The 15673-nt window shown below is 43.4% G+C and carries 11 protein-coding genes; 4 read left to right on the forward strand and 7 right to left on the reverse strand.

Features of this window, described 5'->3' with window-relative positions; translation table 11 throughout:
* Positions 1-357: 357 nt before the first annotated feature.
* The 7 genes from sufB to QOS03_RS08350 form a co-directional block, all read right to left on the reverse strand.
* Positions 358-1791 (reverse strand): Fe-S cluster assembly protein SufB, encoded by a 1434-nt coding sequence (sufB, locus tag QOS03_RS08320; RefSeq protein WP_283576073.1) that lies wholly within the window; start codon positions 1789-1791, stop codon positions 358-360.
* Positions 1792-1793: 2 nt separating this feature from the next.
* A complete protein-coding gene (locus tag QOS03_RS08325) occupies positions 1794-2978 on the reverse strand; it encodes a SufB/SufD family protein (protein WP_283576074.1) in 1185 nt (394 codons plus the stop codon).
* Positions 2975-3742 carry a Fe-S cluster assembly ATPase SufC gene (gene sufC, locus QOS03_RS08330; protein ID WP_408612092.1) on the reverse strand — a complete coding sequence of 256 codons (768 nt, stop codon included), beginning with the start codon at positions 3740-3742 and terminating at the stop codon, positions 2975-2977. The genes QOS03_RS08325 and sufC overlap by 4 nt, the downstream gene beginning before the upstream one ends.
* A 13-nt stretch (positions 3743-3755) precedes the next feature.
* Positions 3756-4343: an anaerobic ribonucleoside-triphosphate reductase activating protein gene (gene nrdG, locus QOS03_RS08335; protein WP_272215789.1), complete on the reverse strand. Its 588-nt coding sequence runs from the start codon at positions 4341-4343 to the stop codon at positions 3756-3758.
* A gap of 154 nt (positions 4344-4497) precedes the next feature.
* A complete protein-coding gene (nrdD, locus tag QOS03_RS08340) occupies positions 4498-6729 on the reverse strand; it encodes an anaerobic ribonucleoside-triphosphate reductase (RefSeq protein WP_283576075.1) in 2232 nt (743 codons plus the stop codon).
* A gap of 702 nt (positions 6730-7431) precedes the next feature.
* Positions 7432-8388, reverse strand: a complete 957-nt coding sequence (gene rfbB, locus QOS03_RS08345; protein WP_326520893.1) for a dTDP-glucose 4,6-dehydratase — start codon at positions 8386-8388, stop codon at positions 7432-7434.
* Between the two features lie 207 nt (positions 8389-8595).
* Positions 8596-9846, reverse strand: coding sequence for an LCP family protein (locus QOS03_RS08350; RefSeq protein WP_283576076.1), 1251 nt, complete (start codon positions 9844-9846; stop codon positions 8596-8598).
* A 214-nt stretch (positions 9847-10060) separates the two neighbouring features.
* On the opposite strand from QOS03_RS08350, the gene QOS03_RS08355 reads away from it, so the two are divergent.
* The 4 genes from QOS03_RS08355 (at position 10061) to QOS03_RS08370 (ending at position 15581) form a co-directional block, all read left to right on the forward strand.
* On the forward strand, positions 10061-10993 hold the full coding sequence (locus tag QOS03_RS08355) for a glycosyltransferase family 2 protein (RefSeq protein ID WP_283576077.1): 933 nt from the start codon (positions 10061-10063) through the stop codon (positions 10991-10993).
* Positions 10993-12096 (forward strand): AI-2E family transporter, encoded by a 1104-nt coding sequence (locus tag QOS03_RS08360; RefSeq protein ID WP_283576078.1) that lies wholly within the window; start codon positions 10993-10995, stop codon positions 12094-12096. The genes QOS03_RS08355 and QOS03_RS08360 overlap by 1 nt, the downstream gene beginning before the upstream one ends.
* A gap of 116 nt (positions 12097-12212) precedes the next feature.
* Positions 12213-13793, forward strand: coding sequence for a peptide chain release factor 3 (locus QOS03_RS08365; RefSeq protein WP_283576079.1), 1581 nt, complete (start codon positions 12213-12215; stop codon positions 13791-13793).
* 180 nt (positions 13794-13973) lie between these two features.
* Entirely contained in the window at positions 13974-15581 is a 1608-nt protein-coding gene (locus QOS03_RS08370) for a glycosyltransferase family protein (RefSeq protein WP_283576080.1), read from the forward strand.
* The last annotated feature ends 92 nt before the right edge of the window (positions 15582-15673 follow it).

Here is a 15673-nt window from a genome sequence, read left to right on the forward strand (position 1 = left end):
GATACCTGATGTCACGCCGAATGGCGTTTTTTATTTACCACCAACTGGGTGGCTAACTTCATTCTATAATCCACCATTTTTATTTTTCATAAAAAAGGGTCATAAATCCTAAAATTTAGGAATTTATGACCCTTTTTGTGACAATTTTGTAATCTTTGATCGGCATTTTCGGTGCTAATTCACTGTTATTTCCCATCAAACAGCTTAACTGATAATTCAAAGACTACCTCGCCAAGCTCAAATTATCGCTTCAATCTTAGAAACTGGGTGACCAAGCTTCGCGTTTTTTGCTGATGAAGCATAACTTGGCAAGCCAGGTTGAAATTTCGACTACGCAAAATGCTTCCGTTCCAAAAATCAGCCGACCGAGCCTTCCATTTGAAAATCAATCAAACGATTCAATTCCACCGCGTATTCCATCGGCAGCTGCTTGGTGAACGGTTCAATAAAACCCATAACGATCATTTTGGTTGCTTCTTCTTCGCTCAGTCCACGCGACATTAAATAGTAGAGTTCTTCTTCAGAAACTTTGGATACCTTGGCCTCGTGCTCCATCGTTACGTCCCCGACTGCGACTTTATTATATGGAATCGTATCTGAACTTGAATCGTCATCCATGATAATCGTGTCACATTCAACATGCGAGCTTGAACCGTGCGCGTTTTCATCCATCTTGACCTCGCCGCGATAGTCACAGATGCCGCCTGCCCGACATAGTGATTTGGAAATTATCGTTGAATGCGTGTGCGGAGCCTGATGAATCATGCGGGCACCGGTATCCTGATCAATCGGACCATTGGCAAATGCAATCGACAGCATGGTTCCCTTAGCTTCACGCCCCCGCAGATAAATGCTGGGATATTTCATCGTTACCTTGGAACCCAGATTACCGTCAACCCATTCCATCGTGGCCCCCGCTTCAGCTTCAGCACGCTTGGTCTCCAGGCTGTAGACGTTGCTGGACCAGTTTTGAATCGTCGTATAGCGGCAAAAGGCGTTAGGATGGACAAACACCTCCACGACGGCCGCATGCAGACTGTCTTCTGAATAGACTGGTGCCGTGCAGCCTTCGACATAGTTAACGCTCGCGCCATCCTCAACCACGATCAGCGTCCGCTCAAACTGCCCCGTATTTTCGGCATTGATTCTAAAAAAGCTCTGCAATGGCGCGTCGGCATGCACGCCTTTTGGTACATAGATAAACGTACCGCCCGACCAGACTGCCGTGTTTAAAGCCGCGAAAATATTGTCAGCTGGATGAACCAGCGTTGCGAAATACTTTTTTACAATCTCAGGATGCTTTTGAACGGCCGTATCAGTATCCATAAAGATGATGCCTTGCCGTGAAAGGTCACGTTTTAAATTGGCATAAACGACCTCTGACTCATATTGTGCCGTGGCCCCAGCCAGATATTTACGCTCGGCTTCGGGAACGCCCATCTTTTCAAAAGTCGTTTTCATTGCCTGCGGTACGTCATCCCAGCTGCGGGCCACGTGATCGGTCGGCCGCTGGAAATAGCGCAATTGATCCAGATCCAATTTACTCAGATCAGGGCCAAAATCAGGCAGCTTCATTTGCCGATATTGATGATAGGCATCCAGGCGAATCTGAAGCATCCAGTCTGGTTCGTGCTTGCGCCGCGAGATTTCGCGCACCGTATCTTCAGTCAGTCCGACCCCGGTTGAAAAAATCGGCTCAACATCATCATGAAAGCCGAATTCATAATGCTGATCGGCAAATTCTTGAATCGCGGCTTTGTCTTCGGCTTGCCGCTTGGCTTCTTCACTCATCGCTATGCCTCCAATCGCTGCTCTAATTCATTTATCAATTGTTCTCGCAGCTTCTGATCAGGGAACTGATTTAAAACCGGCAGTAAAAAGCCCCGCGTCAGCAATACCTGCGCTTCATGCTCACTGAGGCCGCGTGATTCCAAGTAATAGAGATCATCCGCGTCAACCTTGCCGATACTGGCCGCGTGTCCGGCATTAACGTCATTTTCTTCAATCAGCAGCACGGGATCTGCCTCACCCTTGCACTCATCCGACAGCGTCAGAATGCGGCTCTGCTGCTGCGAATTGGCGCCATATGCTCCACGCTCGGTTTTGCCAACCGCGTGGAAGTTCAAAACGGCTTTGTCCTTGGCCACGCCGTTTTGGACGATATTACCGACCGTATGCGGACCATGATTAAGAATCTGGGTCTGGACGCCTTGAATCTGCTGGCCACTGGCGATCGTGACCATTTTGATCTCAGCTTCGCCACCTTGACCATCCAGATTGGCATAAAAATCGGTCGTCAAATCATGCTCGTCAAATAAAGCCAGATACATATTCAAAACTGAGTGCTGTGCTTGATATGCCCTGACCGCCTGGTGATTGCGCTCGGCCGAAAAACGATTGGACTGATAGTAATCGACCCGCGCGCCATCGCCTAAAAGCAGTTCCGTGCCAAAACAGGCCGGCTGCCTGCCCGTGGCGATTTGGTGCTCGACAATGGTTGCCTGCGCACCGGCACCGACGATCACCAGATTATGATAGTTCGGCAATGGACAGTCAACGGTCAGTTCAATTGGTTCTTTGACGATCGTGCCATCTGGAATATAGATAAAGCGCCCGCCATTCAATAAGGCCAGATGCATGGCATTGAGCTGACTGTCCTGCCAGGAGATCGCCTTTTCCATCAGATTTTCCTGCAGCAATTCAGGATAGGCGTTCGCAGCGGCAAATAAAGGCAGATTAACGCAACCAACCGTATTCTGAGTGGCGGTTTGGGATTGATCGGCATTTATCTGCTCACCGGTTGCTTGGTTGAGCTGAGCAAGTCTGGGATTTTCCCGCCAGGCAGTCATGATCTTTTCCGCGGCTGGCGTGCTTTTGAACCGCTCCTGAAGCAAAACCGCCAATTGTCGTTTTTTCATCAGCCAGTCTGGTTCATTCACGCAGCTGGCCATCACTTGACTTAAAAGTTGTTGATTCATTCGCTCACGCCATTTCTTCTTATTTGCTCATACTTAGCATAACCATCTGCTTCCAACTCGTCAGCCAGTTCTGGTCCCGCCGTCTTGACGATCCGCCCATCCACCATGACGTGAATCTTGTCTGGCGTAACGTATTCCAGCAACCGCTCATAATGAGTAATCAATAAGGCACTAAACTCAGGCCCGCGCAGATGATTGATCCCCTTGGCCACGATTCGCAGCGCGTCAATATCCAGCCCAGAGTCAATCTCATCTAAAATGGCCAGTTTAGGCTGCAGCATCAGCATCTGCAAAACCTCATTGCGCTTTTTTTCACCACCGGAAAAACCCACGTTTAAGTAACGGTCGGTGATATCATCGGGCATTTCCAGCAAGGCCATGTTTTCCTGGAGACGCTGGATAAACTGCATCACCGGCAGTGGATCGTTTTCGGGACGCTGGGCATTAATTGCCGTGCGAATAAAGTCGGCATTGTTGACCCCTTGAATCTCAGCCGGATACTGCATTCCTAAAAACATTCCCAATCTGGCGCGTTCGTTGACTGGTCTGCTCAAGACGTCTTGGCCATCAAACTCCACCGTGCCCTGCGTGACCTCATAGGCCGGATAGCCCATGATCGTTTCCGACAGCGTTGATTTGCCCGTGCCATTAGGACCCATAATGGCATGAATCTCGCCGGTTGGCACCGTTAGATCAACGCCTTTTAAGATTTCTTCGCCGGTTTCTTTGATAATGACATGCAGATTGTTAATTTTTAGTGTCATGATAGCCTCTTTTCTAGTGAACCAGCTTGTCCCAAATAATAACCTTATTGGCTTTCAATGATTTTTGCACGTCAATGATACGCTGGTTGGCACTGCCACGAAACTGCAGCGTCAGATCTTTTTGTCCTTCCAAAAAACGCCCATCAACTAAAATATCGATCAGGCTCAGCATTTCCAGCTTGTCATAGGACTCCTGCTGCAGTTCTTCCCAAGTGTAGCCTGACCATGACCAGATGTCTTTGGTGTGGCCAAACTCCTTGCGCACGCGCTTGATGATCTTTAAACAAACCTGAGTATTCAAAAACGGTTCCCCACCCAGCAGCGTCAGACCTTGGACATAGTCATGATCCAGGTCTTCAATAATCTGATCTTCCAACTCCTGGGAATATGGCTGACCATAGTGGAAGTTTTGCGCGGCTTTGTTGTAACAGCCGGGACAGTTGAACAGACAGCCACTGACGTAAAGACTGCAACGGACTCCTTCACCATCAACAAAATTAAACGGTTTGTAGTCAGCAATATATTGCAGTGAGTGATCCGCGGCCAGCCATTCTTTAGGTTTTGGATTCTTAGGGAGTCTGATTGGACGTTCTTTTGGCATAATTTTCTTCCTTTCTAAAACAATAAGAGCCCAACGTTCGGTCTAGCCGAATGCGGACCCTTAGCGGTATTCACAAGTTATTTAATTTTGATTGAAGCGCTGATACTTAATGTGATGCCATTTTAAGTCGGCAATATTTTGCAGACGTGGTCACTTAGATCTGATCGCCGGTAATGTTGGCATGTGCCTTGTCATCCAACTGCCGGCTCCGTTGGAATTCAGCGGCCGTCTTGATCATGCCGGGATCCATGTGCTTAGCCCGGTGAATGATTTCTTCGTGCCGCCCGTGAACCATTGGCCGCGCCTGAGGATTGCCAAGATAGCCGCAAGTCCGCTTAACCACGTCACAGGTCGCGGGGTCAGTGTTGCCGCATTGTGGACACTTGAAACCGCGCGCCGTGGCCTTGAACTCGCCTTTAAAGCCGCACTTGAAGCATTGATCGATCGAAGTGTTGGTGCCTAGGTAGCCCACGTGATCGTATGCCCAGTCCCAAACGGCTTCCAAGGCTTTTGGATTTTGACGCAAGTTTGGATATTCGCAGTAGTGAATAAAGCCACCCGCTGCATACTTAGGGAAGTCCTCTTCAAACGTCAGCTTCTCAAATGGCGTTGGATGCTTACGAACATCGTAGTGGAAGCTGTTGGTGTAGTATTCCTTGTCCGTAACGTCTTCAATCAGGCCAAATTTCTTTTCATCATCGCGGCAGAACGTATCCGTCAAAGACTCGGCTGGCGTAGAGTAGACGCTGAAGTGGTAGCCTTCTTCTTTTTCCCACTCGGCACACAGGTCATGCATTTCCTTGACAATCGAAACCGCAAAATCGTGAGCTTCTTTGTTGTGTTCCCACTTTGGACCGTAGAACGTTGAGCAGACCTCATACAGGCCGATGTAGCCCAACGATACAGTTGCCCGGCTGTTCTTGAAGACCTCATCAACGCTGTCGTCTCTCTTTAGCCGCTTGCCAAACGCGCCATACATGTAAAGCAGGGGCGCGTTTTCCGGCTTGGCTTCCTTGGTCCGTTTGATCCGATAGTCCAGCGCGATTTTAGCAATATTCATCTTTTCAGCAAAAATCTGCCAGAACAGGTGCTTGTCGCCATGAGCTTCCAAGGCAATCCGTGGCAGGTTGACCGTAACCACGCCCAGATTCATCCGACCAGAGTTGACCTCTTTGCCGTTTTCATCTTTCCAGCCTTGCAAAAACGACCGGCAGCCCATTGGTGTCTTAAATGAGCCGGTGATCTCCTTGATCTTGTCGTACATCAAAAGGTCAGGATACATCCGCTTGGTTGAACATTCCAGGGCCAACTGCTTAATGTCGTAATTAGGATCGCCTGGCTTGAGATTCAAACCGCGCTTGAGCGTAAAGATCAGCTTAGGAAAGATCGCTGTCCGGTGTTCCTTGCCCAGACCCTTGATGCGAATCTGCAAGATGGCCTTTTGAATCTCACGGCAGATCCATGACGTTCCCAGACCAAAGTTGATCGTAGTAAATGGCGTTTGCCCTTGACTGGAATAAAGCGTGTTGATTTCGTATTCCAGTGCCTGCATGGCGTCATAGATGTCTTTTTTGGTCTTGGCCTTGGCGTAGGCTTCGCGCTTGTCTGGTGCCACCCATTCCTCAGCGTCTTTCATGTGCTTGTCGTAGTTCAGCTGAGCATATGGTTCCAACAGCTGGTCAATGCGGTTGGCCGAGCAGCCACCATATTGCAGTGAAGCTACGTTAGCAATAATCTGCGACATCTGAGCTGTGGCCGTTTGAATGGAGCGTGGTGAAGAAACCCACGCATTCCCAATCTTAAAGCCATTTTTGAACATTTCGTCAAAGTCAATCAGACAACAGTTGGTTTCTGGCATAACTGGAGAGTAGTCCAAATCGTGCCAGTGAATATCGCCGCGTAGATGTGCCTTGGCAACGATGCCTGGCAGCATTTTGAGTCCCAGTGCCCGACTCACCACACCAGCTTCCAGGTCGCGCTGCGTGTTGAAGACTCGTGAGTCTTTGTTGGCATTTTCGTGCACGATATGTGAATCGCGGCCAAACAATTGATGCAGCTTGTTCATTGGATTGGTAGCTTCAGCAAAGGCTTCCTCATCTTGCTTACGGTATTCAAGGTAGCGCGTAGCCAGATCATCATGACCCGCCTGACGCAGCCCATCAACAAAGGCTTTGGCAATCTCGACCGTCGTGGCACTTTCCTGATCGCTAAAGGCTTCTTCTAAGGCCTTGCAGACGGATTGTTGAGTTGCCCAATCCGCGTCAAGGGCCTTAAATACTAAGTTAAGCTTATATGCATAAAAAGGCGTTTTTGTCCCGTCGCGTTTTACAACTTTCAAATCAGCCAGACTCTTTAGCCCGGTGTTTTTCTCCGTCTGCAGCTTCATGATGATCCTCTCCTTTTTTGAACAGTATCTATAGTAGCCAGTTTCAAATCAAAACACAATATCTAGTCAGGGTTGACTTTTTCCACACCATATGTTGTAACGCCTTGACCAGCCATTTCAAATCAAGGTTATAAAATAGATTTCATAATCGTACGTTAAGGCGATCAAAAGCAGAGCAAAACTCAATTTCTTATTTTTGGTCAGCCGCATATTGCATTGCATTCAATGTATAATTGCCGGCTGATTTATCGTTTGATATGCCCCTAAAATCGTCAAAAATAAATTTGGAAATATGATCAAAATTATCATCGTTTCCAAAACAGCTAAAGACTATCTTAGTTGCTAAACGTTGATATATCAAGACTTAGCATGAATTTTAGTCCAGGTAAAACGTAATAGTGCCTGCTAGATCGGTATCAAAAAATTTTTTAGTAAGCGATCCAGACGCTATTTTTAAATTTTTTCTACTATTATAAAAACAGCTCGACTATGACGAATGATCGAACTGTAGATTTTGAAGTTAATATCAAATACTAAAAATATTGTTTAGAAATCAAGGTATTAGATGGATTTAGCATTATGTCACCATCAATTGATATTTTTATATCCTTTTAGATCTTTTTAGAACTTTTCACGGGTAAATAAAAAGCCCTCCAAACAACCAGCTAATTCACCGACTGCTTAAAGGACAATATCTTTTGTTCAGCGTTGATGCTTGCGATACCAGGCAATCGTTTCTTTCAAACCATTTTCAAAATCGGTCTGTCGTTTCCAATGCAACTGGTTTTCAATCCGGGTGGTATCAAGTGAATAGCGCAGATCATGCCCTGGACGCTCTGTGACGTGATGAATCAGTTGATCAGAAAAGCCTAATTCTGACTGGACCAGTGCCGTGACTTCATTATTGCTCTTTTCTTGATGAGCACCGATGTTGAAGATCTGCCCCAGCTGACCATGACGCAAAACCAAATCAATCGCCGCGCAGTTGTCCTTGACATACAACCAATCGCGAATATCGGTACCTTGGCCATACAGCATTAATGGCCGGTTACGCAATGCATTTTGAATCAGCATCGGCAATAGTTTTTCATGATGCTGACGGGGACCAAAGTTATTGGTGCTGCGCGTAATACAGATTGGCATTTCAAACGTGTGCACCATTGCTAATGCCAGCAGGTCGGCACTAGCCTTGCTGGCGGCATATGGCGAACTGGGATGCAACGGATCGTCTTCTTTGGCCGATTGACCAGGCGGCATCGTACCATAGACTTCATCAGTCGATATTTGAATGAACTTTTGAATGTTGGCTTGATAAGCCGCGTCCAGCAGCACCTGCGTTCCTAATACATTGGTTTTGGTAAATAGCTCCGGATCCTTTAGTGAACGGTCAACATGCGATTCAGCCGCGAAATTGACAATGTGATCAATTTCAAATTCCTTGAGCAGCCAGTCAACCAACTCCCGATTGTTGATACTGCCATGAACAAAATGATAGCGAGCATTACCAGCTGCCAGAGCATTATTGACTGTATTACCAGCATAGGTCAGAGCATCCAGATTAACGATCTCAACGTTTTGATCGTTTGCCAATTCATAATCAATAAAATGACTGCCGATAAAGCCGGCCCCACCAGTTACCAAGAGTCGCAAAGCCATCATCCCCAATTTTTCATGCTAAGTTGATTATCCCATCTCAGCCCTTTTATATTTCAGTTTAGAGCATTTTGATTAGAAGTAAAGGTTTCATAACAATGGTTCTATCATCAAGATAAAACGATTATTTCCGATATTCCGATTATTTCCCGGGACATATATTTAAAAAGCCTCGCCATGGCAAAACCGCGGCAAGGCTTTCTCATATCTATATTAGTATCCAGCCGTACCATAACCAGTCGAATAGTCAGTTGAGTAAGAACCATAAGTCGTATCTGAACTGGTCGTTGTTCCATACGTGGAACTATCACTCAATGACGAGCTGGACTTTTTAGATGACGAGCTGATCGTATTGCTGGTACCACTGCCTGGCGTGTTGTAAGCAGCACCATTTGGCAAGACAAAGTTGGTATTAGTGTAACCATCATAAGTCGTCTGCAGGTTGTACATCTTGGTTTCATTATTAACGACTTTTTTAGCCTTCAAACCTAGTTGATTGCGAATCAGCTTCGAAACGCGGTTGATTTCCTTAGGCGAGGCGATTTGGAAGGAGACGCCCTCAATCGTAGCATCCAAACCTTGGAAATGTTCAGTCTTAATGTTCTTCAGTGCAACATGATAGTTGGTGTACAGAGTTGCCACGTTGTCAATTGGAATATTGGTCTTAACCCCGTCCTTAACGGCATCCAAAATCTTGTTGGCTGCCGAAATGGAACCGGATTTTTTGAACTTCTTCATAACGCTTTTCATAACCTGCTGTTGCCGATTTTGCCGACCATAATCACCTTTAGGATCATCATAACGCATCCGAGAATACTGCAAGGCGTCATGACCATTCAAATGCAGCTTGCCTTTAGCAAAATGCTGACCTTCATAGTCAAAGGCAAATGGATTATTGACGTCAACCCCGCCAACCGCGTTAACGACCTTCTTCAAAACCCCCATATTAACGAGCGCGTAGTAATCAATTGGCACGCCCAAGAGTTCTTTAACCTGTTTGACAGTCTGCTTAGCCCCGCCAATCTGATAAGCAGCGTTCAATTTGACATAATCCGCGCCTTCATCAGTATCAACCTTGATCAGGATATCACGCGGAATGCTGGTCATAGTGATCGTTTCTTTTTGTGGATTTATGGTTATCAGCTCAAGCGTATCAGTATTACCGCCTTTGTTACCACGATTCAGCGCGCCAACATCGGTTCCCATTGCCAAAACCGATACTGGCTTGCCTTCTTTCAGTTTCTTGCTGATCTTGCCTGATCCATCAGAAAAGACGCCTTGAGCAGTACTGTGAATCTTATGATACTCATAGGCACCACCGATACAGAGTAATACGATGATCAAACCAATAAAACGATAGACCCAGCGCAGTTTATTGCGCGGCTTTTTAGGACTATTTTGTGATTGATTATTTTGATTATGATCGTGTCGATATTCGGCACGCGTTTGATAGTCACCATTCATTGTCTTGCTATACTCCAATAAATCAAATTTTTATCATAACTAACCCTCTAACTTTAGCAGATGTAAAGCGCTATCGTCAAATTTTGCTAAAAGATTTAAAGAATCCGTAAAGACTAATCAATGACAAATTGTAAAATCCGCCATGTTAACTCATGTTTATGGGCTATAATGATATATTATATAATCGTTGAAAAAAGTAAGGTTGGAATTTAAAATGTCAAAATTATCAATTGTAGTTCCTTGTTATAACGAAGAAGAGTCAATTCCATTATTCTACCCAGCCGTGGAAAAAGTCGTTCGTCAAATAAACGATCTGCAAATTGAATATTGGTTTGTCAATGACGGTTCATCAGATAACTCACTGACGGAAATGCGCAAGCTTCATGAACAAGATCCTGAGCGTGTTCACTACGTTTCTTTTTCCCGCAACTTTGGTAAAGAAGCCGGATTATACGCTGGATTACAAGCCGCCACTGGAGATTACGTCGTGGTGATGGACGTTGATTTACAAGATCCGCCTGAGTTTTTGCCACAAATGTATGAGTTGATTAAAACTGGTGAGTATGATTGTATCGGCACGCGCCGCGTCGATCGCGCTGGCGAAGCCAAATTCAAGTCGTTTTTAAGCGATCAGTTTTATCACGTCATTAACCGTATCTCACAAACCAACATCGTTCCCGGTGCGCGTGACTACCGGATGATGACGAGGCAGATGGTTGATGCCGTTCTGTCATTAAAAGAATATAATCGCTTTTCAAAAGGTATCTTCAGTTGGGTCGGATTCAAGACCAAATATCTAGACTACCATAATGTTGAACGAGTAGCCGGTAAAACTGACTGGTCAACTTGGAAACTGTTCAAGTATGCCATGGACGGCATCACTGATTTTTCACAAGCGCCACTTTCGATTGCTGTGTGGCTGGGAACGACCTCATTTACCCTTTCAATTATAGGCTTGCTGTTTGTTATCATTCGGCGGATTGTCGAACCAAGTAGCAGTGTCTTTGGCTGGGCTTCATTGATCTGTATCATCCTATTATTCGGGGGACTTCAACTGCTATGTATTGGGATCGTTGGCAAGTACATTGGCCGCATCTACATGCAGGTCAAGCAGCGACCAATCTATATTATTAAGGAAAAGAAATAATGATAAAACGAAAAAGCCTACTGTTTTGGTCAGCAGAACTATTAATTGTCGCGACTTTAATTTGGGTTTGTACGAAACTAGACTTTCTGTTTCATCCCATTATCGTCTTCATATCAGTAATTTTTGCACCGCTGATTGTTTCAATCTTTCTATACTACATGACCAGTCCGACATTTCGCCTGTTAATGAAGATTCGCTTAGGCAAATGGCGGATGAAGCGCAGCATTGCCAGCATGTTAATCGTTTTAGGGCTGTTATTGCTGATTATCGGTAGTATCGCGGTCTTGATTCCACCAATGATTAAGGAACTTAACCAAATGATTCACTGGCTGCCAAGTGCTACCAATGACATGCAGCATTGGCTCGCCCAAGCTTCCCAAAAGCATGAATGGATTCGTAAGATCGACCTGGCAGATTATTATCAGCAATTCAACAAGCAGATCACGAAATACGCTGAAAAACTGTTGACAAGTCTAACCAGCAGCGTTGGCTCAATTATTGGCACGATTACCAGCGCGGTAGTCGTGGTCGTAACCGTGCCAGTCATGCTTTTCTATATGCTGAAAGATGGCGACCGCTTTGTACCAAATATTCAGCGGTTCTTTTCCGAAAAGCATGCCAAAGAGGTTACTGAACTGCTGCATCAGATGAACAAGACGCTTTCTTCCTACATCTCTGGGCAAATGATTGAATGTATCTGTGTTGGAATTGGTACCAGCATTGGCTATCTGATTATTGGCGAACCAATGGCCATCGTTTTGGGCCTGGTCGCTGGGATCACCAATATTATTCCTTATATTGGGCCATATATCGGCATTGCACCAGCTTTAATTGTTGCTTTGGCAGTTGATCCGCAGAAAATCATCTGGGTAATCGTGGTGGTAATTGTCGTTCAACAGATTGACGGCAACATCATCTACCCAAACATCATCGGCAAGAGTCTGCAGATTCACCCACTGACAATTATCATTTTGCTGCTGGCAGCGGGTAATATTGCCGGGCTGTTAGGGATGATTCTCTGTGTACCACTGTACGCAGTAGTTAAAACGATGATTGATTACTGTATGACGATTTATCGCTTAGAAAAACATGACGCAAAATAAGGATTAGAAAGCTTGTTTGCAGCAAGCTCCTAATCCTTTTTAAATGCCGTGGCTGATAGACTTTACGCCATATTTGTAATACTATAGATAGGATAATTCTCGAAAGGAACATAAAAATGACTGATTCAAAAAAATTGGCAGAAGCCGTTAATAAGCGCCGGACGTTCGCGATTATCTCACACCCCGATGCTGGTAAAACGACGATTACTGAACAGCTGCTTTTATTTGGGGGCGTCGTCCGCGAAGCTGGAACGGTTAAGGGACGCGGCAGCAGCAATTTTGCCAAGTCTGACTGGATGGAAATTGAAAAAAAGCGTGGGATTTCCGTTACCAGTTCTGTAATGCAGTTTGACTACCAGGGCAAGCGGATTAATATTCTGGATACGCCAGGGCACGAAGACTTCTCTGAAGATACTTACCGAACTTTGATGGCCGTTGACTCTGCCGTCATGGTAATTGATGGTGCCAAGGGTATCGAACCACAAACCAAAAAGCTGTTCCAAATCTGTAAGATGCGGGGAATTCCAATTTTCACGTTCATCAACAAGTTTGACCGCGATGCCCGTGAACCGCTGGATCTGTTAAATGAAATCGAAGACGTGCTGGGCATCGAGACCTACCCAATGGACTGGCCAATTGGGATGGGACGGCAATTTATGGGTGTTTATGATCGTTATAATCATCGAGTTGCCCTTTCCCACCCACAGGATCCTGCCAACCCTTACCTGCCATTAGATGAAGATGGTCAGGTGATTGGTGAAAATCCATTGGCTGGCGAAGGTGAATGGAAAGATGCCTTAGATGGAATGGAACTGATTGAAATGGCTGGCAGCGAGCTTAATGAAGAAAAGATCGCCAAGGGGGACCAAACACCAGTCTTCTTCGGTTCAGCACTGACCAACTTTGGGGTTAAAACTTTCCTGGAAACCTACTTAAAATTTGCTCCATCCCCTTCGGCACACAAGACAGAAGACGGCAAATCAATCGATCCACTGGCACCAGAGTTTTCTGGCTTTATCTTTAAGATTCAAGCTAACATGAATCCTAAGCACCGTGACCGGATTGCTTTCGTACGGATTTGTTCTGGTGAATTTACCCGGGGCATGGACGTTACCTTGGAGCGGACTAAAAAGCCAATTCGTTTGTCAAACGTGACCGAATTTATGGCCAATACGCGTGAAAACGTTGAGAATGCCGTTGCCGGTGATATTATCGGGCTTTACGATACCGGAAACTTCCAAATTGGTGATTCAATCTACACTGGTAAACAAGACATCAAGTTTGAGAAGCTGCCTCAATTTACGCCAGAACTGTTTGTCCGCGTAACGCCAAAGAACGTTATGAAGCAAAAATCATTCCATAAAGGGATCAACCAATTGGTACAAGAAGGGGCCGTTCAGCTCTACACTGGCTATAACTCCAACGACTATATTTTGGGTGCCGTTGGTCAATTGCAGTTCGAAGTGTTCAAGTTCCGGATGCAAAACGAATATAATTCCGAAGTTATTATGGAACCACTGGGTAGTAAGACAGCACGCTGGGTTGATCCAGAACAGCTTGATCCTAAGATGGCTTCTTCACGGAATATGCTGGTTAAGGATCGTTATGGCGCTCCACTATTCTTGTTTGAAAATCAATTTGCGGAAAACTGGTTCAAACAGAAATACCCTGATGTCAAACTGACTGCAAAACTATAAAATCGTAGTCTAGCTATTTTGCTAGACATTTTTATTACACAACTTTTGAAAGGATATTTTATATAAATAATGTTAAAAAGATTTATTTTTTTTATTAAATTAGTATGTATTTTCTCTCTTACTAGTTTAATAATCCTATTTCCATTTATAATGTCAAAAAATCTATATACGGGTATAGATATGGGCTTTCATCTAAATCGAGCATATGATTTAGCAAAAAATTTAAAAAATGGAAATATATTTCCATTTATAACAACGTATTCTTTTAATCATTTAGGTGCTCAAATTAATATGGCCTACGGATTACTACCCGTATATCCTTTAGCAATCGGACTTATTTTATTTAAAAATTCGGTTATCGGCATCTACTTTGGCATTGGATTAATTCAAGTTATTTCTGCACTACTCTCCTACTATTGTTCGTTAAAATATTTTAAGAATTATCAAAAGGCATTCTTTTTTGCTTTGATTTATATATATTCCATATTTAATTTTAGCTTCATGATAGGGAGTTTTAGTTTTGGAGAAATCTCGGCTACTGCTTTTCTTCCATTAATTGTTTATGGAACTTATTCTATTTTATATGGTAAGAACGAATGGTGGTATTTGGCAATGGGTATGTCATTAACATTCTATTCCCATTTGTTAAGTGTCTTAATATACTCTATCTTCGTTCTAGTTATCTTAATTCTTTCGATTGTTGATAATAACTTTACTGTACAAAAATTTAAATCATTTCTTTACGCTATCATTTCTACAATTTTAATGTCCTCTTTCTATATGGTAAATTTCTTTACTATGTTGTCCGATCAGAAAATGTCATCAACAATGGTTGTTAATACAACTGCTAATGAGATGAAATTATCTAATATCATTATTCAATCTTTAGATAATGAATTATTTGGCACATTTTTTATTCTAATAATAATTGTTGCGTTAATTAATTGGAACAAGCTGTCAAATAATTCAAAAATTATCTTCATTCTTGGTTCATTTTTCACCTGTTTTGTAACACCTTTTTTTGATTTCTTTTGGAAAATTATAGATAAGACTCCACTAAAAATGATTCAATTTCCTTATCGTTTTCTAGTTTTATCAACATTTTGCTTTACGATAGTAATTGTAGACATAACTACCACGTTAATTAACAGAAGCAACACTTCCAAAGTTCAATTATTTAAGAGTAGCATTTTAATCTGTGGTTTACTTCTTGCAACATTAAGTTGGTCTACAACATTTATTAGGACTAAAAGCAATAACGTTGCTTTAACAAAACCTACGTTATCTTCTCAACTACCCTTTAACAATTACAAAGTAGATGCTACTACTTTTAAATATCTTACAAACTATTATTATAATGGCGTTGGTGATACTGACTATTGGCCTGTTAAAAGTATTAAATCATCATATCAAAAGGACAAACTTAAGCATAATTTTGCATATAGTAGCAATAAAGAACTTCTAACTCATCCAATTGCTTCATCAAATAAAGTAACTTATGTTCTAAAAACTAATAATAGTGGTGACCTTGACCTTCCCTTCTTTTATTCCAAAAACTTAAAGGTACTAGTTAATGGAAAAAAATATACTTATGAGAATTCTAACAGGGGAACTGTTAAACTTGTTACTCTTCCAAAAGGTTTACACACTATTCGAATACTTTATCAACCCACAGTAATTTCAAGAATAGCAGCACTTTTATCAATTATTACGTTTATCTATTTAATTAACTGTATCTTACTTCATAAAAAGATTAGAGAAAATGGGAGTGTAAAATATTTTGTGTAAATTTCTAAATTAAATTGAAAAAGGGAAAGCCTTCCCCGTATGATTAAATCGCTAAACACAATCAAAACGGAGGCTTTCCCTATGAACCAGTT

The organism is Limosilactobacillus pulli (genome assembly GCF_947381555.1).
GTDB lineage: Bacteria > Bacillota > Bacilli > Lactobacillales > Lactobacillaceae > Limosilactobacillus > Limosilactobacillus pulli.

What these genes read in the sequence shown, in the direction of transcription:
- sufB (WP_283576073.1), bottom strand. Translation starts at nt 1,791, where the DNA reads ATGAGTGAAGAAGCCAAGCGGCAAGCCGAAGACAAAGCCGCGATTCAA.
- QOS03_RS08325 (WP_283576074.1), bottom strand. Translation starts at nt 2,978, where the DNA reads ATGAATCAACAACTTTTAAGTCAAGTGATGGCCAGCTGCGTGAATGAA.
- sufC (WP_408612092.1), bottom strand. Translation starts at nt 3,742, where the DNA reads ATGACACTAAAAATTAACAATCTGCATGTCATTATCAAAGAAACCGGC.
- nrdG (WP_272215789.1), bottom strand. Translation starts at nt 4,343, where the DNA reads ATGCCAAAAGAACGTCCAATCAGACTCCCTAAGAATCCAAAACCTAAA.
- nrdD (WP_283576075.1), bottom strand. Translation starts at nt 6,729, where the DNA reads ATGAAGCTGCAGACGGAGAAAAACACCGGGCTAAAGAGTCTGGCTGAT.
- rfbB (WP_326520893.1), bottom strand. Translation starts at nt 8,388, where the DNA reads ATGATGGCTTTGCGACTCTTGGTAACTGGTGGGGCCGGCTTTATCGGC.
- QOS03_RS08350 (WP_283576076.1), bottom strand. Translation starts at nt 9,846, where the DNA reads ATGAATGGTGACTATCAAACGCGTGCCGAATATCGACACGATCATAAT.
- QOS03_RS08355 (WP_283576077.1), top strand. Translation starts at nt 10,061, where the DNA reads ATGTCAAAATTATCAATTGTAGTTCCTTGTTATAACGAAGAAGAGTCA.
- QOS03_RS08360 (WP_283576078.1), top strand. Translation starts at nt 10,993, where the DNA reads ATGATAAAACGAAAAAGCCTACTGTTTTGGTCAGCAGAACTATTAATT.
- QOS03_RS08365 (WP_283576079.1), top strand. Translation starts at nt 12,213, where the DNA reads ATGACTGATTCAAAAAAATTGGCAGAAGCCGTTAATAAGCGCCGGACG.
- QOS03_RS08370 (WP_283576080.1), top strand. Translation starts at nt 13,974, where the DNA reads ATGGGCTTTCATCTAAATCGAGCATATGATTTAGCAAAAAATTTAAAA.